Below are 21,815 nucleotides of genomic sequence, written 5' to 3' on the forward strand. Positions count from 1 at the left end.
CGGCCAGATCACCGCCGCGGGCAAGGTGCCGCCGGCCAAGGTCTTCATCGCCGGTGCCGGCGTGGCCGGCCTGGCCGCCATCGGCGCGGCCGCCAGCCTGGGCGCCATCGTGCGCGCCAACGACACCCGCGCCGAGGTGGCCGACCAGGTGGTCTCGCTCGGCGGCGAGTTCGTCAAGGTCGACTACGAAGAAGAAGGCTCGGGCGGCGGCGGCTACGCCAAGGTCATGAGCGAAGGCTTCCAGGCCGCGCAGCGCGAGATGTACGCGAAGCAGGCGCGCGAGGTCGACATCATCATCACCACCGCGCTGATCCCGGGCAAGCCCGCGCCCAAGCTGATCACCGCCGAGATGGTGCGCAGCATGAAGCCCGGCAGCGTGATCGTCGACATGGCGGCCGAGCAGGGCGGCAACTGCGAGCTGACCGTGCCGGGCGAGGCGGTGGTGCGCCACGGCGTCACCATCGTCGGCTACACCGACCTCGCCTCGCGCATGGCGCGCCAGTCGTCCACGCTGTACGCGACCAACCTGTTCCGCCTGACCGAAGAGCTGTGCAAGACCAAGGACGGCGTCATCAACGTCAACATGGCCGACGACGCGATCCGCGGCCTGACGGTGATCAAGGACGGCGAGATCACCTGGCCCGCGCCGCCCATTGCCGCGGCGCCCAAGCCGCCGGCCAAGCCCGCGGTGGCGATGCCCAAGGCGCCGGCCCACGGCCACGGCCCGGGCGAACCGATGTCGGCCCAGACCCTGGCCATCGTGTTCGGCGTCGGCGCCGTGCTGTTCGCGCTGGTCGGCCTCTATGCGCCGGCCTCCTTCCTGTCGCACTTCACCGTGTTCGTGCTGGCCTGCTTCGTCGGCTACATGGTGGTCTGGAACGTCACGCCCTCGCTGCACACGCCGCTGATGAGCGTGACCAACGCCATCAGCTCGATCATCGCCATCGGCGCGCTGATCCAGGTCGCGCCGCCGCTGGACGCGGCCGGGGCCGCCGACCGGCCCAACGCCTTGATCCTGGGCTGCGCCGTGCTGGCGCTGGTGCTCACCGCCGTCAACATGTTCGGCGGCTTCGCCGTCACCCGCCGCATGCTGGCGATGTTCCGCAAGTAATAAGAAGAGGACGACTCCCATGACCTCCAGTCTGGCCACCATGGCCTACATCGGCGCCACCATCCTGTTCATCCTCAGCCTGGGCGGCCTGTCCAACCCCGAAACCGCGCGGCGCGGCAACCTGTTCGGCATGATCAGCATGGCCATCGCGGTGCTGGCCACCGTGCTCGGCCCGCGCGTCACCGCCGCCGGCATTCCGTACATCGTCGGCGCCCTGGTCGTCGGCGGCGCCATCGGCCTGACCGCCGCCAAGAAGGTGCAGATGACGCAGATGCCCGAGCTGGTCGCGCTCATGCACAGCCTGGTGGGCCTGGCGGCCTGCCTGGTGGGCTTTGCCAGCTACGTCGACACCTCCACGGTGTTCGCGACCCCGGCCGAGAAGGCCATCCACGAGGTCGAGATCTACATCGGCATCCTGATCGGGGCGATCACCTTCTCGGGCTCGCTGATCGCCTTCGGCAAGCTCAGCGGCCGCATCGGCGGCAAGCCGCTGCTGCTGCCCGCGCGCCACTGGATGAACCTGGCCGGCCTGCTGGTCGTGATCTGGTTCGGGCGCGAATTCCTCAACGTGCACGACATCCAGTCCGGCATGACCCCGCTGCTGGTGATGACCGTGATCGCGCTGCTGTTCGGCATCCACATGGTCATGGCCATCGGCGGCGCCGACATGCCCGTCGTGGTGTCGATGCTCAACAGCTACTCGGGCTGGGCGGCGGCGGCCACCGGCTTCATGCTCAGCAACGACCTGCTGATCGTGGTCGGCGCGCTGGTGGGTTCTTCGGGCGCGATCCTGAGCTACATCATGTGTCGGGCGATGAACCGCAACTTCATCAGCGTGATCGCCGGTGGCTTCGGTGGCGGCGCGCCCGCGCCCAAGGCGGCTGGCGCCGCGGCCGAGCCGCAGGGCGAGGTCACGCCGGTCAGCGCGGTCGAGACCGCCGAGCTGCTGCGCGAATCCAAGAACGTGATCATCGTGCCGGGCTACGGCATGGCGGTGGCCCAGGCCCAGCACACGGTGTTCGAGATCACCAAGCTGCTGCGCGAGAAGGGCGTGAACGTGCGTTTCGGTATCCACCCGGTGGCCGGCCGCATGCCCGGCCACATGAACGTGCTGCTGGCCGAGGCCAAGGTGCCCTACGACATCGTGATGGAGATGGACGAGATCAACGAGGACTTCCCCGACACCGACGTGACCATGGTGATCGGCGCCAACGACATCGTGAACCCGGCCGCGCAGGAAGACCCGACCAGCCCGATCGCCGGCATGCCGGTGCTCGAAGTCTGGAAGGCGCGCAACTCGATCGTGATGAAGCGCAGCATGGCCAGCGGCTACGCCGGCGTGGACAACCCGCTGTTCTACAAGGACAACAACCGCATGCTGTTCGGCGACGCCAAGAAGATGCTGGACGAGGTGCTGGTGGCGCTCAAGAGCTGATCGCCACCACCGCATCCACGCGGGGCCCCGGCCCGCGCGAAGGGGCCGGCAGCCATGCCGGCCCTTTGTTTTTTGTAGCGCTCACACACCGTTTGACGGGGTTTTTAGAGGGATGAGTCAGAATCACGTCAGGGAAAACACGTGAGCAGAAACCCCGACTGTCACGGGAAAATGCTGTTCGATTTTCATCACCGTTCCGTGGAGATTTCTCATGAGCGATACGACGCCAGCCCTGGCTGACCGTCCCTGGTTGGGCGCCTACCCGCAGGGGGTGCCGGCCGACATCGACGTGGCGCGTTACACGTCGCTGGTCCACCTGCTCGAAGAGAGCTTCCAGAAGTACGCCGACCGGCCCGCCTACAGCTTCATGGGCAAGGACGTCAGCTACGCGCAGACCGACAGCCTGTCGCAGGCCTTCGCCGCTTACCTGCAGGGTCTGGGCCTGGTCAAGGGCGACCGCGTGGCCATCATGATGCCCAACACGCCGCAGTACCCGGTGGCGGTGGCGGGCATCCTGCGCGCCGGGCTGGTGGTGGTGAACGTGAACCCGCTCTACACCCCGCGCGAACTGGAGCACCAGCTCAAGGACTCGGGTGCCAAGGCCATCGTCATCATCGAGAACTTCGCCACCACGCTGGAGCAGTGCATCGCGCACACGCCGGTCAAGCACGTGGTGCTGGCCGCCATGGGCGATCTGCTGGGCCTGATCAAGGGCAGCATCGTCAACTACGTGGTGCGCAACGTCAAAAAGATGGTGCCGGGCTACAGCCTGCCGCAGGCGGTGCGCTTCAACGACGCCATCGCGCGCGGCACGCGGGGCAGTTTCAAGCGACCCGAGATCAAGGCCGACGACGTGGCCGTGCTGCAGTACACCGGCGGCACCACCGGCGTGAGCAAGGGCGCCGTGCTGCTGCACCGCAACGTGCTGGCCAACGTGCTGCAGTCCGAAGCCTGGAACGCACCGGTGATGAACAAGGTGCCGGCCAACGAACAGCCCACCAGCGTGTGCGCGCTGCCGCTGTACCACATCTTCGCGTTCACGGTGAACATGATGCTGGGTCTGCGCACCGGCGGCAAAGTCATCCTGATCCCGAACCCGCGCGACTTCCCCGCCGTGCTCAAGGAGCTGAGCAAGCACACCTTCCACAGCTTCCCGGCGGTCAACACGCTGTTCGGCGGCCTGGCCAGCCATCCGGACTTCAACACCGTCAACTGGTCCAACCTCAAGGTCTCGGTGGGCGGTGGCATGGCGGTGCAAAGCGGCACGGCCAAGCTCTGGCTGGAGAAAACCGGCTGTCCCATCTGCGAAGGCTACGGCCTGTCCGAGACCAGCCCGTCGGCCAGCTGCAACCCGACCACCAGCACCGCCTACAGCGGCAGCATCGGCGTGCCGCTGCCCAACACCTGGATGAAGTGCCTGGACGACGAAGGCCACGAGGTGCCGCAGGGCCAGGCGGGCGAGATTGCCATCAAGGGCCCCCAGGTCATGGCCGGCTACTGGCAGCGCCCGGACGAGACCGCCAAGGTCATGACGCCCGACGGCTACTTCAAGACCGGCGACGTCGGCGTGATGGACGAGCGCGGCTACTTCAAGATCGTGGACCGCAAGAAGGACATGATCCTGTGCGCCGGCTTCAACGTCTACCCCAACGAGATCGAGGACGTGGTCTCCACCCTGCCGGGCGTGCTGGAGTGTGCGGCGGTCGGCATCCCGGACGAAAAAGCCGGCGAAGCGATCAAGCTGGTGATCGTCAAGAAAGATCCTGCCCTGACCGAAGAGCAGGTGCGCGCCCACTGCCGCGCCAACCTGACCGGCTACAAGCAGCCCAAGGTGATCGAGTTCCGCCAGGACATGCCCAAGACTCCGGTGGGCAAGATCCTGCGCCGCGAACTGCGCGACAAGAAGTAGATTCCTCCCCCCGCGCCGCCTGCGGCGTCACCCCCCAGGGGGCAACGCGGTGCGGCCCGGCGGAGCCGGTTCCGCCGCGTTCTCGAATCAGACACGCCCGCCGATGAATGTGCTGGCTTCTGGTCCAATCTGCGCATGAACTCTTCACCGCGCACTGCCATTGTTTCCGCCCTGCACGACGAACTCGCCAGCGTGCTGGCGCTGATGCCCGACGAACAGAAGCAGACGGTTGGCGGGCGCGAGTTCTGGGTCGGCCACCTGCACGGCCAGGACGTGGTCGCCGTGCTCAGCGGCATCGGCAAGGTGGCGGCGGCCACCACGGCCACGCTGCTGATCCAGCACTTTGGTGTGCGGCGCATCGTGTTCACTGGCGTGGCCGGTGGCCTGGGCGCGGATGTGAAGGTGGGTGATGTGGTGCTGGCGCGCAGCTTCCTGCAGCACGACATGGACGCCTCGCCCCTGTTCCCGCGCCACGAGGTGCCGCTCTACGGGCGTTCCCGCTTCGACGCCGATGCCGGACTGGCTGACGCGCTGGAACTCGCCTGTGAGCGCATGCTGCACACCTTGCCGCAACAGCTGGGCGCAGAAACGGTGGCGGCCTTTGGTCTGCAAGCCCCGCGCCTGCACCAGGGCCTGCTGATCAGCGGCGACCGCTTCGTCGCCACCACCGCCGAAAGCCAGGCCCTGCAGCGCGAACTGCCCGACGCGCTGGCGGTGGAAATGGAAGGCGCGGCTTTTGCCCAGGTCTGCCACGACTTCGGCGTGCCGCTGGCGGTCGTGCGCACCATCTCCGACCGCGCCGACGACGCCGCACACGTGGACTTCCCGAAGTTCCTGCGCGAAGTCGCCAGCCGATACAGCGGCGCGGTGATTGAAGCCTTGTTCAACCACTGAGTCGGCCGGCGCGACGTGTCTTCGGTCGAGGATGCGGTGGGTCCGGCTCCGCCGGTCCACTCGCATCGCCCCCTTGAGGGGGTGACGCCGCAGGCGGCGCGGGGGTGCTTCTACTTCAACCAGCCGCGCTTGCGGAAGTACAGCATCGGCACCACGGCCGACAGCACCATCAGACCGAGCGCGAACGGATAGCCCCACTTCTGGCTCAGCTCGGGCATGTACTGGAAGTTCATGCCGTAGAGGCTGGCGATCAGCGTTGGCGGCAGCAGGGCCACGCTGGCGACCGAGAAGATCTTGATGATCTTGTTCTGGTTGATGTTGATGAAACCGACCGTCGCGTCCATCAGGAAGTTGATCTTGTCGAACAGGAAGGCGGTGTGGCCGTCCAGCGAGTCGAGGTCGCGCAGGATCTGGCGTGCGTCTTCGAACTGCTCGGCGCTGAGCATGCGGGTGCGCATCATGAAGCTGACCGCGCGGCGCGTGTCCATCACGTTGCGGCGGATGCGCCCGCTCATGTCTTCGTGCCGGGCGATGGCGGCCAGCACCTCGCCGGCCTTGTTGTCCGTCACCTCGCCGGCCAGCACCTGGCGGCTGACGGTTTCCAGGTCGTCGTAGATGTCTTCGAGCGTGTCGGCGCAGTACTCGGCGTCGGCGTCGAACAGCATCAGCAGCACGTCCTTGGCGTTCTCGATCAGACCCGGCATGCGGCGCGCGCGCATGCGCAGCAGGCGGAACACCGGCACGTCCTCGTCGTGGATGGAGAACAGCACGCCCTGGCTCTTGAGCTCGGCGTTGTGCTGGTTGAGGATGAAGGCCACGCGGATGGCGCGGGGATCGGCGTCGTCGTCGATCAGGAAGTCCGAGCGGATGTGCAGCTCGCCGTTGTCTTCCTCGAAGAAGCGGGCCGACTCCTCGATGTCGTCGTCCATCGCGTCTTCGGGGATGGACAGGCCAAAGTGCTGCTTGACCCAGCGCCGTTCTTCGGTGGTGGGGTTTTCCAGGTCGACCCAGATGGGCTTGAAACGGGCCAGCTCTTCGAGCGACTCGATTTCTTCCTGGAACAGGCGGCCGTTGGCCAGGGTGAAGACGTTGAGCATGGGTGCTCCCGGGCGTGGGGTCTGACGGAATCAGGGGGCGGGCCGGGACACGGATGTGTGCCTGGGCCGGGCGGTTCGGGTGGCGCTTTCAGCCGTCCGACCGCCGGGTATCAGACGGCTGCGGGGCAGGCTGAAAGCACACAACTGGGAGGTGTGCTGTCCATGGGGCTCTCGGTGGGTACAAACAGCGGCGATTATGGCACCGCGATCTGCGCGCAGCTCGCTTCTGGCACGCCGAAAAAGGCCAGCAGTTCGTCCTTGCGGCGCAGGGCGTCGGCCTCGCCCAGCGCGATCAGGGCGTTGACGAAGTCCGGCTCGAACAGCAGGTAGCTGGCCAGGGCCGCGGCACTGCCCGCGGCGCCGCGACCGGTGTCCAGCGCGCCCAGGCCGGTGAGCGTGTTGCGCGTGGAACGCGGCAAAGACCGGATGTGCAGGCGTGCCAGTTCGTCGAGGGACGCGCTGGGCTGCAGCGCCAGCACGGTCACCGGGCGGTAGGGCAGGGCGGCCGCCAGCGAGGTGGGCAGCTGGTGCAGGGTCTGGCTCACGCGCTGCACCTGCTCCACGTCGGCCTGCAAGGTGTCGTGGAACACGCTGGCCATGGCGTGGCCGGCGATGGTGCCGGCCGTGGGGTCGTGGGCGCCCGCATGGGCCGTCAGGCCGGCGCGCTGCGGCTGGCCCACGCCCAGCGCCAGGATGCGGCGCGCACCGAAGTGGATGGCCGGCGACAGCGGCGAGAGCTGGCGCATGGAGCCGTCACCGAAATGTTCCTTGTGGCCGTTGACCCACAGCGGCACGGCGGGGAACAGGAACGGGATGGCGCTGGAGGCCATCAGGTGCTCGATGGTGATGGGCTCGAACGAGGCGCGCCGCCCCAGCCGGTGCCAGGGCCGGGCCGACGGCTCGGGGCCGGTCTGGCAGAAGGTCCAGTGTTCGCCCGAGGTGTAGCTGGACGCGGTCACGCCCAGCGCGTCCAGCTGACCGAGGACCAGGGCGCGTTCGATGGCCGGCAGGTCGATGACCCGGTGCAGCGTGTCCACCAGGGGCAGGCTGTCGAGCAGGGCGCGGTGGCGGCGCACCTGGCGTGCCAGCGTCCACCCGGCGACCAGGCGGTTGGCCCGCACCCAGCCGGGGGCGTCCAACTGATAGACGTGTTGCGAGCGCAGGCCGCGCCAGAAGTCGGCCATCTCCCGCAAGGCGCCCAGGCCATGCTCGGCCCGGCTGGCCAGAAAAGCCGCGCCCAGGGCGCCGGCCGAGGTGCCGAACAGCCAGCGAAAGGGGAACGGCGCGGGCAGGGTGGACCCGTTGTGATCCGGCTGCAGCAGTCGCGCCAAGGCTTGCAGCACCCCGGCCTGGTAAGCGGTGCGCGCGCCGCCCCCCATGAGCACCAGCGCGCAGGCCCGGCTGTCCGCTGGGGGCGGAGCGGCATCGAGCAAGGTGTGGGTGATCAGGGTGTCGAGCGACAAGGGGCGGAAACCTCGTGGGTCATCGTCGGAAAAGGCCGTGGCTACATGGGCCGATTGCCCAAAATCATGACACATCTCCCGCTCACACCCTGCCGCGAACGCTGGCTGCTGCTGCCCATCGCCGGCATCCAGTTCACCCACATCCTCGACTTCATGATCATGATGCCGCTGGGGCCGCAGTTCACGCAGCTGTTCGGCATCAGCGACGCGCAGTTCGGCCCGCTGGTCTCGCCTACACGCTGGCCGCCGGCGCCTCGGGTCTGGCCGCCGCCACCTACGTCGACCGATTCGACCGCAAGCACCTGCTGCTGACGCTGTACGCGCTGTTCGCCCTGGCCACGCTGGCCTGCGGGCTGGCCCCAGGTTACGGCTTCCTCATGGCCGCGCGCGTGGCGGCCGGCCTGTTCGGTGGTGTGCTCTCGGCGCTGGCGCAAACCATCGTGGTCGACGCCAACCACCAGCGCGCCTTCGCGTTTTCGGCCTTGCTGGTGTTCACCGGCTTCACCATGCTGCCCTACCTCACCATTTACCTGCAGGGCCACGTCGGGTTGCGGCCCGATCAGATTCCCTGCCTGTACCTCGCGGGAGGCGTGGCCACGCTGTTCACCGCGCGGCTGATCGGGCGCCTGAGCGACCGCCTGGGCAAGCAGCGGCTGTTCCGGGCGCTGGCGCTGGCGGTGATTGCGCTCATGCCGGCCACGACCTTGCTGCCACCCTGGCCCCTGTGGGCGATGCTGGTCGTGTCGACCGCGCTCTTCATCTGCATGAGCGGCCGCATGATCCCGGGCATGGCCCTGGTCACCGGGGCGACCGCACCGGCCCAGCGGGGCACCTTCATGGCGCTGAATCCGCGGTGCAGTCGGTCGCCATGGGGCTGGCATCGTTCGTGGGCGGCCTCATCATCGGCCGCGAGGCCACCTGGCTGGCGACGCACTACTGGGGCAGCGCGCTGGTGGGGATGGTGGCCAGTTTTCTGGCCGTGGTGCTGGTGCGGCGCGTGCATGTGCACGCCACGGCGGGGGTGCAACGGCAGCTGCCTGAATGCCAAGGTGTGCGTTTTTGTGCTTTGTTGCACTGCGGGATTGCGCGCCCCGTCATTCATGGGCATAGTGGGTTCAAGACTTCCCCGTGGCCGCCGGGCGGTCTGCCCATCCGGCGGCTTGTGTCAACCCGGAGCAACAGGAGGCTCTTGTATGAACTTGACGATCAGCGGTCACCACCTCGAGGTCACCCCCGCCTTGCGCGGCTACGTCACCACCAAGCTCGAACGCATTTCCCGACACTTCGACCAGGTGGTCGATATCAAGGTACTGCTGACGGTAGACAACCTGAAGGAAAAGGACCAGCGGCAAAAGGCCGAATGCAACATCCATGTCAAAGGCAGGGATCTGTTCGCGGAATGCGCCCATTCGGACCTGTATGCCGCGGTGGACGAGCTGGCCGACAAGCTCGACCGCCAGGTGCTGCGTTACAAAGACAAGACCCAGGAGCATCACCACGACACCGCCAAGCGGCTGATGTGAACTGGTACCGGGCGGTCCACGACCGTCCGATGACAATGTTGCACTGCAACAAGCCGCTGACACTGTCAAGCGGCTTTTTTGTGTCTGTCATCTAGGCAACCACGCCCGACTCGGCATAATTTGCGGTCCAAGAGGCCCACATGAACCGTTTATCCGCCATATTGCCCGCGCCACAAGTGCTCGTCAGCGTGGACGCCACGAGCAAGAAACGCGCTTTCGAAGAAGCCGGGCTGCTGTTCGAAACCTTGCACGGCCTCAACCGCGCGCTGATCACCGACAGCCTGTTTGCGCGCGAGCGCCTGGGCTCGACCGGCCTGGGCCATGGCGTGGCCATTCCGCACGGGCGCATCAAAGGCCTCAAGCAGCCGCTGGCCGCGGTGTTCCAGTTGGCCAACCCGATCGGCTTCGACGCGCCGGACGAGCAACCGGTGCAGCTGATGATCTTCCTGCTGGTGCCCGAGGCGGCGACGCAGAAGCACCTGGAAATCCTCTCCGAGATCGCCGAGCTGCTCAGCGACAGCGCCCTGCGCGAGAAAATGAAGCAGGCCACCGACGCCGGCGAACTGCACGGCCAGATCACCGGTTGGCAGTCGGCCCACGCAGCCGCCTGAGCGGGGCTGTTTCCCCTTCCACTTTTGGCCGTCCATGACCCTCGGTGGGACGGGCGGATGACCCGCCCATGAAACCCACCGTTGTCAGCGCCGACGTCCTGTTCGAAGACCACCGCGACGCCCTGAAGTGGCAGTGGGTGGCGGGCCTGGGCGCCTCAGAGCGCAAGTTCGACGAGGTGGCGATCCGCGAGGCCCGCTCCGGTGCCGACCTGGTCGGCTACCTGAACTACATCCACCCTTACCGCGTGCAGGTGTTCGGCGAGCGCGAAATCGCCTATGTCAGCAGCGCCAACGAAGACGACAACCGCCGCCGGGTCGCGCGCATCGTCACGCTGGAACCCCCGGTCCTGGTGGTCGCCGACGGCCAGACGGTGCCCGACGCGCTCATGGCAATGTGCGAACGCGCGCAGATCCCGATGTTTGCCACGCCCGAGCCGGCGGCCTTCGTCATCGATGTGCTGCGCGCCTACCTCTCGCGCCACTTCGCCGACCGCGCCTCCATGCACGGCGTATTCATGGACATCCTGGGCATGGGCGTGTTGATCACCGGTGAGTCCGGTCTGGGCAAGAGCGAACTGGGGCTGGAGCTGATCTCGCGTGGTCACGGCCTGGTGGCCGACGACGCGGTGGACCTTTACCGCATCAACCAGACCAGCATCGACGGCCGCTGTCCCGAACTGCTGCTGAACCTGCTGGAGGTGCGCGGCATCGGTCTGCTGGACATCAAGGCCATCTTTGGCGAGACGGCGGTGCGCCGCAAGATGCGGCTGCAGCTCATCGTGCACCTGGTGCGCAAGGAGACCATGGAGCGCGACTACGACCGCATGCCGCACGAGCCGCTGTACCAGGACGTGCTGGGCGTGCCGGTGCGCAAGGCGGTGATCCAGGTGGTGGCCGGCCGCAACATCGCCGTGCTGGTGGAGGCCGCCGTGCGCAACACCATCCTGCAGCTGCGCGGCATCGACACGTATCAGGAGTTTGTGGCCCGGCACCGGGCCGCCATGTCGCGCGGGGAGTGACGGTGTGCCCCCAAGGGGCAATACCCGCGGCCCGGCAAAGCCGGCTCCACGGTGCTCTCGGGCCGGCTCGGTGGCCCGGACCGCTCAGTTCTTGCCGCTGTTGCGGTGCTGGCAGTCGGTCTTGCTGCAGTTGGCGTAGAGCGAGAGGGCGTGTTCCTGCAGGATGAAGCCGCGCGTCTTGGCCACCATCTGCTGGCGTTTCTCGATTTCCGGGTCGAAAAATTCTTCCACCCGGCCGCAGTCCAGGCAGACCAGGTGGTCGTGGTGCTGGCCTTCGTTGAGTTCGTAGATCGCCTTGCCCGACTCGAAATTGCTGCGCGAGAGCAGGCCGGCCTGCTCGAACTGCATCAGCACCCGGTAGACCGTGGCCAGGCCGATGTCCGAGTGCTCTTCCAGCAGCAGGCGGTACACGTCTTCGGCCGTCATGTGGCGCTGCTTGGCGTTCTGGAACACTTCCAGGATCTTCAGGCGCGGCAGCGTGGCTTTCAGACCGGTGCTTTTGAGTTCGTCGATGTTGGTCATGGCGGCTGGCGTTGGGCAGGGTTCGCAGGCGGTCGGTGGCGTGGGAGACATCGTGCGCCGGCACCCCCGTACAATGAACCGATCATATCGCCAGCCCGTTCCGGGCCCGGCATTGCCCCCGTCGGCGGCGTTGCCGGCGCGAGGCCTTTCAGCTCGGTCTGCCATGCCATCCACACCTTCCGTTGATTCCTCTTCTCTGGCCCGCCCGAACGGGTGGCGCCGTCCCCTGGCGGCAATGGCCCTGCTGGGCCTGGCCGTCAGCCAGATGGCCTGTTCCAGCCTGGGCGACAAGCTGCCGGGTGTCACCAGCATCGTCACGCCCTACAAGATCGACATCCAGCAGGGCAACGTGGTGACCAGCGAGCAGGCCCAGGCGCTCAAGACCGGCATGCCCCGTGCCCAGGTGCGCGACATCCTGGGCTCGCCCCTGATGACCAGCGTGTTCCACGCCGACCGCTGGGACTATGTGTTCACCTTCCAGCGCCAGGGCCAGCCGTTGCAACAGCGCAAGCTGGCGCTGTTCTTCAAGGGCGATGCGCTCGAACGCGTCGAATCCGACGCGCTGCCCAGCGAGGCCGAGTTCGTGTCGTCGCTGGACGTGCGCCGCAGCACCGACAAGCCGCCGGTGCTGCAGGCCACGGAAGAACAGCTCAAGGCCTTCCAGGCCCGCAACGCGGCGCCCGCACCGGCGGCCACGCCGACCCCCACTGGCACCGCGCCGGTGGCGTACCCGCCGCTGGAAACCACCGGAGCCGGCCGATGAGCAGCGCCGCCCAGAACCTGCACCGCGTCTGCATCGCCGGCGCCAGCGGCCGCATGGGCCAGATGCTGGTGGACACCGTGCGCGCCAGCGGCGACTGCGTGCTCTCGGGTGCGCTGGACATCCCGGGCAGCCCCGCCATCGGTCTCGATGCCGGCGCCTTCGGTGGCCAGGCCACCGGTGTCGCCATCACGGCCGACCTGGCCACGGGCCTGTCGGGCAGCCAGTGCCTGATCGACTTCACCCGCCCCGAAGGCACGCTGGCGCACCTGCGCGAATGCGTGAAACAGGGCGTGAACGTCGTCATCGGCACCACCGGCTTCACCGACGAACAGAAGGCAGAGATCGCCGAAGCGTCGAAGTCCATTGCCATCATGATGGCGCCCAACATGAGCGTGGGCGTGAACGTCACGCTCAAGCTGCTGGAGATGGCGGCCAAGGCGCTGTCCACCGGCTACGACATCGAAATCGTTGAAGCGCACCACCGCCACAAGGTGGACGCGCCCAGCGGCACCGCGCTCAAAATGGGCGAGGTGATCGCCGACGCGCTGGGCCGCGACCTGAAAGACTGCGCCGTCTACGCCCGCGAAGGCGTGACCGGCGCGCGCGACCCGTCCTCCATCGGTTTTGCCACCATCCGCGGTGGCGACATCGTGGGCGACCACACCGTGCTGTTCGCCGGCATTGGCGAGCGCATCGAGATCTCGCACAAGTCCAGCAGCCGGGCCACCTACGCCCAGGGCAGCCTGCGCGCGGTGCGCTTCCTGGCGGGCAAGACCAGCGGCCTGTACGACATGTTCGACGTGCTCGGCCTGAACAAGTGAAAAACCCCCGCAGCGCTTCGCGCCACCCCCGCAGGGGGGCGGCGCCAGCCGTCGGGATCGAACGGCACGCGCGCACCCGGGCGCACGCCGGCACCCTGGAGGATTGAAATGGGCATTGTCGCGACCGTGCTGCAGGGCGATGCCATCAGCATCGCTGTGGCGCTGCTGCTGCTGGCCATGTCGGTGGGCAGCTGGGTGGTGATCCTGTGGAAGGGCTGGCTGCTGCGCCGCGCGGTGCGCGACGTGCAGCTCTCGGCCGCCGCCTTCTGGCAGGCCAGCGACCTGAACGCCGCCCGCGAGCGCCTGGGGCACTTCGATGCCCAGCGCCTGCTGTTGCCCCTGGCGGACGCGGCGCACACGCTGGAGCAGACCGCGCCGCACACCCTGGCCGCGGCGGGCGACCGCTCGCAGCAGCTCACACGGGTGCTGCGCGACGCCTTGCATGCGGTGCTGCACCGCCTGCAGTTCGGCCAGACCCTGCTGGCCACCGTGGGTTCGACCGCGCCCTTTGTCGGCCTGCTCGGTACCGTCTGGGGCATCTACCACGCGCTCACCGCCATCGGTGACGACGGCGCGGGCTTTCGCATCGAGCAGGTGTCGGGCCCGGTGGGCGAGGCCCTGGTCATGACCGCTGCCGGCCTGGCGGTGGCCATTCCTGCGGTGCTCGCCTACAACGTGCTTGGCCGCCAGATCGCGCGCATCGAGGCCGAGCTCGAAGGCTTCGCCCGCGACCTGCGCGAGCTGCTGCTGCACAAATGAGCGCGCCCCGGGTGAACGAAACGGAGCAAAGGTCATGAGCTTCGGTCGACTGGAGAAACCGGCGGGCCACCAGCCCATGAGCGACATCAACGTCACGCCGCTGGTGGACGTGATGCTGGTGCTGCTGGTCATCTTCATCCTGGCCACGCCGCTGATGGCCAGCCGGCTGGCGCTGGAGCTGCCCAAGGCGGCCGCCCCGGCCGCCGGTGCGCCGGATCCCGTGGTTTCCGTGACCATCGCGCTTGATGCGCAGGGCAAGACCTACTGGGGCGAAGAGGCCATCGACCCCGCCAGCCTGCCGCAGCGGCTGCAGGAAGCCGCCCGGCGCGACCCGAGCACCGAGGTGCAGCTGCGCGCCGACACGGCGGTGCCCTACGGGCGCGTGGTGCAGATCATTGGTCTGGCGCAGACCGCGGGCCTGAGCCGCATCGGCTTTGTGGCCGATCCGGCCGCCGCACCCGCCGCCCCTGCACCCGCACGCTGAAGCCCGGGGCTGGCCCGCGGTGGCCGGGGTGCCCAAGGCCTAAAATCCCCAGAGTTCTGGCGAGCCGCCCCGCGGCCGCCGCTGCCCGATTTCCGACTCCTCACGCTTCCGGCCCGCCGGACCCCGCTTCATGCAAAACCAATACGCCCATCAGGACGTCGAGCGCGCTGCGCACGCCCACTGGACCGCCACCGACGCCTACCGCGTCACCGAAGACCAGAACAAGAAGAAGTTCTACGCCTGCTCCATGCTGCCCTACCCCAGCGGCAAGCTGCACATGGGCCACGTGCGCAACTACACCATCAACGACATGCTCACGCGCTACCTGCGCATGAACGGTCACAACGTGTTGATGCCCATGGGCTGGGACGCCTTCGGCTTGCCGGCCGAGAACGCGGCGCTCAAGAACGGCGTGCCGCCGGCGAAGTGGACCTACGAAAACATCGCCTACATGAAGAAGCAGATGCAGGCGATGGGGCTGGCCATCGACTGGTCGCGCGAAGTCGCCACCTGCTCGCCCGAGTATTACAAGTGGAACCAGTGGCTGTTCCTGAAGATGCTGGACAAGGGCATCGCCTACCGCAAGACCCAGATCGTGAACTGGGACCCGGTGGACCAGACCGTGCTGGCCAACGAGCAGGTGATCGACGGCCGCGGCTGGCGCACCGGCGCGCTGGTGGAAAAGCGCGAGATCCCGGGCTACTACCTGAACATCACGTCGTATGCGGATGAACTGCTGAACCACGTGCAGCTGGGCAACGAGAAGGCCACGCTCAACGGCTGGCCCGACAAGGTCCGCCTGATGCAGGAGAACTGGATCGGCAAGAGCGAGGGCGTGCGTTTCGCCTTCACGCACGACATCCAGGGCGCTGACGGTGCGCTGATCGGCGACGGCAAGATGTACGTGTTCACCACGCGCGCCGACACCATCATGGGCGTGACCTTCTGCGCCGTGGCGGCCGAGCACCCGCTGGCCCATCACGCCGCCGCGTCCAACCCCGCGCTGGCCGCCTTCATCGAAGAATGCAAGACCGGCGGCACCACCGAAGCCGAGCTGGCCACGCAGGAGAAGAAGGGCATGGCCACCGGCCTGTTCGTCACCCACCCGCTGACCGGCGCGCAGGTCGAGGTCTGGGTCGGCAACTACGTGCTCATGAGCTACGGCGACGGCGCCGTGATGGGCGTGCCAGCGCACGACGAGCGCGACTTCGCGTTCGCGCTGAAGTACCAGCTGCCGATCAAGCAGGTCGTGGCGGTGGAGGGTGAAACCTTTTCGACCGACGCCTGGGCCGAGTGGTACGGCGACAAGCAGAAATGCGTGTGCGTCAACTCCGGCGTGCTCGATGGCCTGAATCAGAAGGCCGCGGTCGACAAGGTCGCATCGCTGCTGGCCGACAAGGGCCTGGGCGAGAAGAAGACCACCTTCCGCCTGCGCGACTGGGGCATCAGCCGCCAGCGCTACTGGGGCACGCCGATTCCCATCATCCATTGCCCCTCCTGCGGCCCGGTGCCGGTGCCCGAGCAAGACCTGCCGGTGCGCCTGCCCGAGGATCTGGTGCCGGACGGCAGCGGCAACCCGCTCAACAAGTGCGAGGCCTTCCTCAAGGTCGACTGCCCGTGTTGCGGCAAGCCCGCACGGCGCGAGACCGACACCATGGACACCTTCGTGGACTCGTCCTGGTACTTCATGCGCTACTGCGATCCGAAGAACAGCGAGCAGATGGTCGCCGAGGGCACGGACTACTGGATGAGAGACCAGAATGCCGCCACCGGCGGCAGCGGTATGGACCAGTACATCGGCGGCATCGAACACGCCATCCTGCACCTGCTGTACGCGCGCTTCTGGACCAAGGTCATGCGCGACCTGGGCCTGGTGAAGGTGGACGAGCCCTTCACCAAGTTGCTGACGCAGGGCATGGTGCTCAACCACATCTACTCGCGCCGCACCGACAAGGGCGGCAAGGAGTATTTCTGGCCGCAGGACGTGGAGCATGTGCACGACGAGGCCGGCAAGGTCATCGGCGCCAAGCTGATCAAGGCGGTGGGTGATCTGCCGGTGGGCACGGCCATCGACTACGAGGGCGTGGGCACCATGTCCAAGTCCAAGAACAACGGCGTCGACCCGCAGGACCTGATCGAGAGGTACGGCGCCGACACCGCGCGCCTGTACACCATGTTCACCGCACCGCCCGAAGCCACGCTGGAGTGGAACGACGCGGCGGTGGAGGGCAGCTACCGCTTCCTGCGCCGCGTCTGGGGCTTCGGCCACAAGCTCAGCGCCACCGGTGGCCTGGGTGCGCTGGCGGCCGGTGTTGGCCAGCAAACCCTGTCCAAGACGGCCAAGGCGCTGCGGCTGGAGGTGCACACCGTGCTCAAGCAGGTGGACTACGACTACCAGCGCATGCAATACAACACCGTGGTCTCGGGCGCGATGAAGATGCTCAACGCGCTGGACGATTTCAAGGGCGATGGTTCGGTGGGCGACAACGCCGCCGCGGCCGAAGGCTTCGGCATCCTGCTGCGCGCGCTGTACCCGGCCTGCCCGCACATCGCGCACGCGCTGTGGACCGGGCTGGGCTACGCCGCCGTGTCGGGTGACCTGCTGGACGCCCCCTGGCCGAAGGCCGACGAAGCCGCGCTGCAGCGCGACGAGATCGAGCTGGTGCTGCAGGTCAACGGCAAGCTGCGCGGCAGCGTGACCGTGCCGGCCGGCGCCGACAAGGCCGCCATCGAGGCCGCGGCCCTGGCCAGCGAAGCCTTCCTCAAGGCCGCCAACGGTGCCGCCCCCAAGAAGGTGGTGGTGGTGCCGGGGCGCCTGGTCAACATCGTGGTCTGAGGTGGCGATGCTCACGCGCCGGCACTGGCTTTCCCTGTCTGCGGTTGCGGTCCTGCCCGGCTGCGGCTTTGCGCTGCGCGGCGCGCCCACGTTCGCTTTTGAGTCGCTGCGCGTGCAGGGCAGCGACGGCACCCCCGTCGCGCGCGAACTGCAACAGGCGCTGAGCGACGCTGGCGTGCGTGTGTTCAGCAGCCGCCTGCCCGCCAGCCCCGAGGGCGAGACCGGCCAGGTGGTGCTGACGGTGCTGACCGACCAGCGCGAACGCTCGGTGGTCGGCCAGACGGCGGCCGGCCAGGTGCGTGAATTGCAGTTGCGCACGCGCCTGCGCTTTCGACTGGCCACGGCCCAGGGCGTGCAGCTGCTGGACGAGACCGAGCTGCTGCTCGAACGCGACATCAGCTACACCGAAACCGCCGCCCTGGCCAAAGAGGCCGAAGAAGCGCTGCAGTACCGCGACATGCAGCGCGACATCACGCAGCAGGTCATGCGCCGCCTGGCGGCCGTGCGCCTGCCCTGAGCCGCATGCAGCTCGCCGCGAACCAGCTCAGCGCGCACCTGGCCAAGGGCCTGCGCAGCCTCTACACCGTGCACGGCGACGAGCCGCTGCTGGTGCAGGAGGCGGCCGACGCCATCCGCGCCACGGCGCGCGCACAGGGCTACACCGAACGCACGGTGCACACCGTGGCCGGCGCCCATTTCGACTGGAGCGAGGTGCTGGCCAGCGGTGGCTCGCTCAGCCTGTTTGCCGACAAGCAGCTGATCGAGGTGCGCGTGCCCTCGGGCAAACCGGGCAAGGACGGTTCGCAGGTGCTGCAGCAGATCGCCGCCAGCGCCGAAGGCAACGACAGCACGCTCACCCTGGTGGTGCTGCCGCGCCTGGACGGCATGACGCTCAAGGGCGCCTGGTTCGCCGCGCTCGACAGCTACGGCGTGACCGTGAAGGTTGATCCGGTGGAGCGCAAGGCGCTGCCGCAGTGGATCGCCCAGCGCCTGCAGCAGCAGGGCCAGCGCGTGGCCACCGGTGAAGAAGGCTTGCGCACCCTGCAGTTTTTTGCCGACCGCGTGGAAGGCAATCTGCTGGCCGCGCACCAGGAGATCCAGAAGCTCGCGCTGCTGCACCCGGCGGGCGAGCTGAGCTTCGAGCAGGTGGAAAGCGCGGTGCTGAACGTGGCGCGTTACGACGCCTTCAAGCTGGCCGAAGCGGTGCTGGGCGGGCAGACGCTGCGCGTGCAGCGCATGCTCGACGGGCTGCAGGCCGAGGGCGAAGCCGCCGTGCTGGTGCACTGGTCGCTGGCCGAGGACATCCGCACGCTCAACCGCGTGCGCAACGCGATGGACGCGGGCCGCCCGCTGCCCATGGCCCTGCGCGAGAACCGCGTCTGGGGTGTGAAGGAAAAGCTCATGGAGCGCGCCCTGCCGCTGATTCCGCCGGCGCAGCTGGCTCAGTGGCTGCAGGACGCGCACACGGTGGACGGCATCGTCAAGGGCCTCAAGCAGCCCGACTGGCCGGCCGATCCCTGGGATGCGTTGCACCGCATGGCGGTCAAGGTGGCGCAAGCGCTCGCCCCCCTGCGCGGCTGACGCCGCTTCCCCCCTGCTGCGCGGGGGGACCACACCTGCGGCCTGGCAAAGCCAGTTCCGCGGTGCGACTGGACAAGGCGCTTGCTTCGGGCACGGTTGTTTCGCAAGTGAGAAAATCCCAAGCTATGAACGCGATCTCCACTTCCGATCTCATGAACTCTCTCGGTGCTCAGGCCAAGGCCGCCTCGGCGCTGATGGCCAAGGCCGGCGCCGCGACCAAGCTCAAGGCGCTGCGCGAGCTGGCGCGGCTGCTGCGCGAAAACGTGGGGCCGCTGCAGGTGGAGAACGCCAAGGACCTGGAGCGCGCCCGGGCCGTCGGTCTGGCCGAGCCCATGGTGGACCGGCTCAAGCTCACGCCCAAGGTGCTGGAAACCTGCGCCGAGGGCTGCGAGCAGCTGGCGGCGATGCCGGACATCATCGGCGAGATCATGGGCATGAAGCAGCAGCCCAGCGGCATCCGCGTCGGCCAGATGCGCGTGCCCATCGGCGTGTTCGGCATGATCTACGAGAGCCGCCCGAACGTGACCATCGAGGCCGCCAGCCTGAGCATCAAGAGCGGCAACGCCTGCATCCTGCGCGGCGGCTCCGAAGCCATCGACTCCAACCGCGCGCTGGCCGCGCTGGTGCAGCAGGCCCTGGTGGCCGCCGGCCTGCCGGCCGACGCGGTGCAGCTGGTGCCCACCACCGACCGCGCTGCCGTCGGCCAGCTGATCACCATGCCGCAGTACGTGGACGTGATCATCCCGCGCGGCGGCAAGGGCCTGATCGAGCGCATCAGCGCCGAGGCCAAGGTGCCCGTCATCAAGCACCTGGATGGCAATTGCCACACCTATGTGGACGAGCCTTGCGACATCGCCATGGCGGTGACAGTGGCCGACAACGCCAAGACGCAAAAGTACAGCCCCTGCAACGCCACCGAAAGCCTGCTGGTGGCGCGCGGCGTGGCACAAGACTTTCTGCCAAAGATCGGCGCGATCTACGCCGCCAAAGGCGTGGAAATGCGCGGTTGCGCCGAAGCGATGGCGATCCTGGCCACTGTGCCCGGCGCGCAGGTGACGGCCGCGAGCGAGCAGGACTGGAGCGAGGAATACCTGGCGCCGGTCATCAGCGTGAAGCTGGTGGACGGGGTGGACGAGGCCATTGCCCACATCAACCGCTACAGCAGCCACCACACCGAAGCCATTCTCACCACCGACCACGTGCACGCCCAGCGCTTTCTGCGCGAGGTCGATTCGGCCAGCGTCATGGTGAATGCGAGCACCCGCTTCGCGGATGGTTTCGAATACGGCCTGGGGGCCGAAATCGGCATCAGCACCGACAAGTTCCACGCCCGCGGGCCGGTGGGGGTCGAGGGCCTGACGTCTTTGAAATACGTGGTGCTGGGCGAAGGCGAAACCAGAAGCTGACACCCCGCCGCGCCATGCGCGACCCCCAAAAGGGGGGCGGCACGGGTGGCCCGGCGGAGCCGGTGCCGCGGTGCCTCTGGACCGAGTCCCCTCGCTCGTGGAATATCTGCGGCGCCCGTCTTGTAGCTGCGCCGATCGCCCCCATTTCCGCCTTTCGACTGCCACCCCCGCTCCCTACAATGGGCCCGGAAGCTTCCCCAAAAAGGCCCCCATGGTTCCGCACCTCGTCACCGCTCTCACCGGCCCCATCAACGAACTCGAACAGCGCATCCTCGAATCCACCCCGGTGATCGAGCGCTGGTTCCGACTGGAGTGGATGGAGCACACGCCGCCGTTCTACAGCTCGGTGGACGTGCGCAACGCCGGCTTCAAGCTCGCGCCGGTGGACACCAACCTCTTCCCCGGCGGCTGGAACCACCTCACGCCCGAGATGATGCCGCTGGCCGTGCAGGCGGCCATGGCAGCGATCGAGAAGATCTGCCCCGAGGCCAAGAACCTGCTGCTGATCCCCGAGAACAGCGCCGACACCTTCTACCTGAGCAACCTGGCGCAACTGCAGCGCATCTTCTACCAGGCCGGCCTGAACGTGCGACTGGGCTCGCTGTCCAACGACATCAAGGCGCCCACCACCATCGACTTGCCCGGTGGCGAGACGGTCACGCTGGAGCCGCTGATCCGCAGCAAGCGCCGCCTGGGGCTCAAGCACTTCGACCCCTGCACCATCCTGCTCAACAACGACCTGAGCGCGGGCGTGCCCGGCATCCTCGAAGACCTGCACGAGCAGTACCTGCTGCCGCCGCTGCACGCCGGCTGGCCGACGCGCCGCAAGAGCGCGCACTTCAAGACCTACGAAGAAATCGCCAAGCGCTTTGGCAAGCTGCTGGGCATGGACCCGTGGCTGATCACACCCATGTTCAACCAGTGCGGTGAGGTCAACTTTGCCGACGCCAACGGCCTGGAATGCCTGCGCAGCAACACCGACGCGCTGCTCAACAAGATCCGCCGCAAGTACAAGGAATACGGCATCAACGAAAAGCCGTTCGTGCTGGTCAAGGCCGACAACGGCGCCGGCGGCATGGGCATCATGACGGTGCGCGACGTCAAGGACATCGACGCGCTGACGCCCGAAACCCGGGCTCGCATGGCCACGGTGCAGGCCGGGCAGCCGGTGAGCGAGGTCCTCATCCAGGAAGGCGTGCTGACCAACGAACGCATCAACAGCGCGGTGGCCGAGCCGGTGGTCTACATGATGGACCGCTACGTGGTCGGCGGCTTCTACCGCGTGCACGCCCAGCGCGGTGTGGACGAGAACCTGAACGCGCCCGGCTCCAGTTTTGTGCCGCTGGCCTTCGAGCAGAGCGCGCAGCTGCCGCAACCGGGCATGAAGCCCGGCGCCAGCGTGCCCAACCGCTTCTACATGTATGGCGTGATCGGCCGCCTGGCCATGTTGGCGGCGTCGTACGAGCTTGAAGCCACCGATCCGGACGCCGAGCAGTATGAGTGAGGCCCCCACGCTTCACCGCTGACGCGGGTCGCGGCCCCCCAAGCAACTGTGTTGCGGGTCAAGTGTTTTTGATGTGC

20 protein-coding genes and 1 pseudogene are annotated in these 21,815 nt (G+C 67.6%); 18 read left to right on the forward strand and 3 right to left on the reverse strand.

All coding sequences use genetic code 11. The annotated features are described in order from the left end of the window. From RMP09_RS19175 to RMP09_RS19190, 4 genes are all read left to right on the forward strand, one after another. Positions 1-1,111, forward strand: a 1,111-nt coding sequence (locus tag RMP09_RS19175) for a Re/Si-specific NAD(P)(+) transhydrogenase subunit alpha (RefSeq protein WP_310567567.1), incomplete at its 5' end; no start/stop codon positions are given. Between the two features lie 19 nt (positions 1,112-1,130). Further along, on the forward strand, positions 1,131-2,546 hold the full coding sequence (gene pntB / locus RMP09_RS19180) for a Re/Si-specific NAD(P)(+) transhydrogenase subunit beta (RefSeq protein WP_310567568.1): 1,416 nt from the start codon (positions 1,131-1,133) through the stop codon (positions 2,544-2,546). 232 nt (positions 2,547-2,778) lie between these two features. Next, positions 2,779-4,455, forward strand: a complete 1,677-nt coding sequence (locus RMP09_RS19185) for a long-chain-fatty-acid--CoA ligase (protein WP_310567585.1) — start codon at positions 2,779-2,781, stop codon at positions 4,453-4,455. Positions 4,456-4,590: 135 nt separating this feature from the next. Then, complete coding sequence (locus RMP09_RS19190; RefSeq protein WP_310567569.1) at positions 4,591-5,349, forward strand: 5'-methylthioadenosine/adenosylhomocysteine nucleosidase; 759 nt, start codon at positions 4,591-4,593, stop codon at positions 5,347-5,349. A 110-nt stretch (positions 5,350-5,459) separates the two neighbouring features. Here RMP09_RS19190 and corA read toward each other — a convergent pair whose 3' ends face one another. Continuing rightward, a complete protein-coding gene (corA, locus tag RMP09_RS19195; protein WP_310567570.1) occupies positions 5,460-6,446 on the reverse strand; it encodes a magnesium/cobalt transporter CorA in 987 nt (328 codons plus the stop codon). A 194-nt stretch (positions 6,447-6,640) separates the two neighbouring features. After that, positions 6,641-7,909 (reverse strand): patatin-like phospholipase family protein, encoded by a 1,269-nt coding sequence (locus tag RMP09_RS19200; RefSeq protein ID WP_310567571.1) that lies wholly within the window; start codon positions 7,907-7,909, stop codon positions 6,641-6,643. A gap of 66 nt (positions 7,910-7,975) precedes the next feature. Here RMP09_RS19200 and RMP09_RS19205 point away from each other — a divergent pair, with 66 nt between their 5' ends. The 5 genes and pseudogenes from RMP09_RS19205 to hprK all read left to right on the forward strand — a co-directional run bounded on the left by RMP09_RS19205 (position 7,976) and on the right by hprK (position 11,062). Then, positions 7,976-8,221, forward strand: a complete 246-nt coding sequence (locus RMP09_RS19205) for a hypothetical protein (RefSeq protein ID WP_310567572.1) — start codon at positions 7,976-7,978, stop codon at positions 8,219-8,221. After that, positions 8,170-8,622, forward strand: a pseudogene (locus RMP09_RS24115) (MFS transporter); the annotation flags it as partial. The gene RMP09_RS19205 and the pseudogene RMP09_RS24115, both read left to right, overlap by 52 nt. A gap of 480 nt (positions 8,623-9,102) precedes the next feature. Next, on the forward strand, positions 9,103-9,432 hold the full coding sequence (gene hpf, locus RMP09_RS19215) for a ribosome hibernation-promoting factor, HPF/YfiA family (RefSeq protein WP_310567586.1): 330 nt from the start codon (positions 9,103-9,105) through the stop codon (positions 9,430-9,432). Between the two features lie 140 nt (positions 9,433-9,572). Continuing rightward, the gene (locus tag RMP09_RS19220) at positions 9,573-10,043 is read left to right on the forward strand and encodes a PTS sugar transporter subunit IIA (protein ID WP_310567573.1); all 471 of its coding nucleotides are present in this window, start codon (positions 9,573-9,575) and stop codon (positions 10,041-10,043) included. Between the two features lie 68 nt (positions 10,044-10,111). Continuing rightward, entirely contained in the window at positions 10,112-11,062 is a 951-nt protein-coding gene (hprK, locus tag RMP09_RS19225; RefSeq protein WP_310567574.1) for an HPr(Ser) kinase/phosphatase, read from the forward strand. Between the two features lie 84 nt (positions 11,063-11,146). Here hprK and fur read toward each other — a convergent pair whose 3' ends face one another. After that, positions 11,147-11,584, reverse strand: coding sequence for a ferric iron uptake transcriptional regulator (gene fur / locus RMP09_RS19230; protein WP_310567575.1), 438 nt, complete (start codon positions 11,582-11,584; stop codon positions 11,147-11,149). Positions 11,585-11,819: 235 nt separating this feature from the next. Here fur and RMP09_RS19235 point away from each other — a divergent pair, with 235 nt between their 5' ends. The 9 genes from RMP09_RS19235 to gshA all read left to right on the forward strand — a co-directional run bounded on the left by RMP09_RS19235 (position 11,820) and on the right by gshA (position 21,738). Beyond that, positions 11,820-12,347 carry an outer membrane protein assembly factor BamE gene (locus RMP09_RS19235; protein WP_310567576.1) on the forward strand — a complete coding sequence of 176 codons (528 nt, stop codon included), beginning with the start codon at positions 11,820-11,822 and terminating at the stop codon, positions 12,345-12,347. Next, on the forward strand, positions 12,344-13,168 hold the full coding sequence (gene dapB / locus RMP09_RS19240; RefSeq protein WP_310567577.1) for a 4-hydroxy-tetrahydrodipicolinate reductase: 825 nt from the start codon (positions 12,344-12,346) through the stop codon (positions 13,166-13,168). Before RMP09_RS19235 ends, dapB begins: the two co-directional genes overlap by 4 nt. 108 nt (positions 13,169-13,276) lie before the next feature. Further along, positions 13,277-13,927, forward strand: coding sequence for a MotA/TolQ/ExbB proton channel family protein (locus tag RMP09_RS19245; protein ID WP_310567578.1), 651 nt, complete (start codon positions 13,277-13,279; stop codon positions 13,925-13,927). Positions 13,928-13,961: 34 nt separating this feature from the next. Beyond that, positions 13,962-14,411, forward strand: coding sequence for a biopolymer transporter ExbD (locus RMP09_RS19250; RefSeq protein ID WP_310567579.1), 450 nt, complete (start codon positions 13,962-13,964; stop codon positions 14,409-14,411). A 130-nt stretch (positions 14,412-14,541) separates the two neighbouring features. Continuing rightward, positions 14,542-17,247, forward strand: coding sequence for a leucine--tRNA ligase (gene leuS, locus RMP09_RS19255; RefSeq protein ID WP_310567580.1), 2,706 nt, complete (start codon positions 14,542-14,544; stop codon positions 17,245-17,247). A gap of 7 nt (positions 17,248-17,254) precedes the next feature. Beyond that, positions 17,255-17,764 carry an LPS assembly lipoprotein LptE gene (lptE, locus tag RMP09_RS19260; RefSeq protein WP_310567581.1) on the forward strand — a complete coding sequence of 170 codons (510 nt, stop codon included), beginning with the start codon at positions 17,255-17,257 and terminating at the stop codon, positions 17,762-17,764. A gap of 5 nt (positions 17,765-17,769) precedes the next feature. Continuing rightward, positions 17,770-18,828: a DNA polymerase III subunit delta gene (holA, locus tag RMP09_RS19265; RefSeq protein ID WP_310567582.1), complete on the forward strand. Its 1,059-nt coding sequence runs from the start codon at positions 17,770-17,772 to the stop codon at positions 18,826-18,828. Positions 18,829-18,953: 125 nt separating this feature from the next. Continuing rightward, complete coding sequence (locus RMP09_RS19270) at positions 18,954-20,234, forward strand: glutamate-5-semialdehyde dehydrogenase (RefSeq protein WP_310567583.1); 1,281 nt, start codon at positions 18,954-18,956, stop codon at positions 20,232-20,234. A 211-nt stretch (positions 20,235-20,445) separates the two neighbouring features. Next, positions 20,446-21,738 carry a glutamate--cysteine ligase gene (gshA, locus tag RMP09_RS19275; protein ID WP_310567584.1) on the forward strand — a complete coding sequence of 431 codons (1,293 nt, stop codon included), beginning with the start codon at positions 20,446-20,448 and terminating at the stop codon, positions 21,736-21,738. Positions 21,739-21,815: the final 77 nt, after the last annotated feature.

It is taken from the genome of Hydrogenophaga sp., from assembly GCF_031426985.1.
Lineage (GTDB): Bacteria > Pseudomonadota > Gammaproteobacteria > Burkholderiales > Burkholderiaceae_C > Hydrogenophaga.

Bases quoted from the DNA above. Each gene is read 5' to 3' on its own strand.
- lptE (WP_310567581.1), top strand. From the start codon at position 17,255: ATGCTCACGCGCCGGCACTGGCTTTCCCTGTCTGCGGTTGCGGTCCTG.
- fur (WP_310567575.1), bottom strand. From the start codon at position 11,584: ATGACCAACATCGACGAACTCAAAAGCACCGGTCTGAAAGCCACGCTG.
- hprK (WP_310567574.1), top strand. From the start codon at position 10,112: ATGAAACCCACCGTTGTCAGCGCCGACGTCCTGTTCGAAGACCACCGC.
- leuS (WP_310567580.1), top strand. From the start codon at position 14,542: ATGCAAAACCAATACGCCCATCAGGACGTCGAGCGCGCTGCGCACGCC.
- RMP09_RS19235 (WP_310567576.1), top strand. From the start codon at position 11,820: ATGGCCCTGCTGGGCCTGGCCGTCAGCCAGATGGCCTGTTCCAGCCTG.
- RMP09_RS19190 (WP_310567569.1), top strand. From the start codon at position 4,591: ATGAACTCTTCACCGCGCACTGCCATTGTTTCCGCCCTGCACGACGAA.
- dapB (WP_310567577.1), top strand. From the start codon at position 12,344: ATGAGCAGCGCCGCCCAGAACCTGCACCGCGTCTGCATCGCCGGCGCC.
- gshA (WP_310567584.1), top strand. From the start codon at position 20,446: ATGGTTCCGCACCTCGTCACCGCTCTCACCGGCCCCATCAACGAACTC.
- RMP09_RS19245 (WP_310567578.1), top strand. From the start codon at position 13,277: ATGGGCATTGTCGCGACCGTGCTGCAGGGCGATGCCATCAGCATCGCT.
- corA (WP_310567570.1), bottom strand. From the start codon at position 6,446: ATGCTCAACGTCTTCACCCTGGCCAACGGCCGCCTGTTCCAGGAAGAA.
- pntB (WP_310567568.1), top strand. From the start codon at position 1,131: ATGACCTCCAGTCTGGCCACCATGGCCTACATCGGCGCCACCATCCTG.
- RMP09_RS19270 (WP_310567583.1), top strand. From the start codon at position 18,954: ATGAACGCGATCTCCACTTCCGATCTCATGAACTCTCTCGGTGCTCAG.
- RMP09_RS19250 (WP_310567579.1), top strand. From the start codon at position 13,962: ATGAGCTTCGGTCGACTGGAGAAACCGGCGGGCCACCAGCCCATGAGC.
- RMP09_RS19205 (WP_310567572.1), top strand. From the start codon at position 7,976: ATGACACATCTCCCGCTCACACCCTGCCGCGAACGCTGGCTGCTGCTG.
- RMP09_RS19220 (WP_310567573.1), top strand. From the start codon at position 9,573: ATGAACCGTTTATCCGCCATATTGCCCGCGCCACAAGTGCTCGTCAGC.
- hpf (WP_310567586.1), top strand. From the start codon at position 9,103: ATGAACTTGACGATCAGCGGTCACCACCTCGAGGTCACCCCCGCCTTG.
- holA (WP_310567582.1), top strand. From the start codon at position 17,770: ATGCAGCTCGCCGCGAACCAGCTCAGCGCGCACCTGGCCAAGGGCCTG.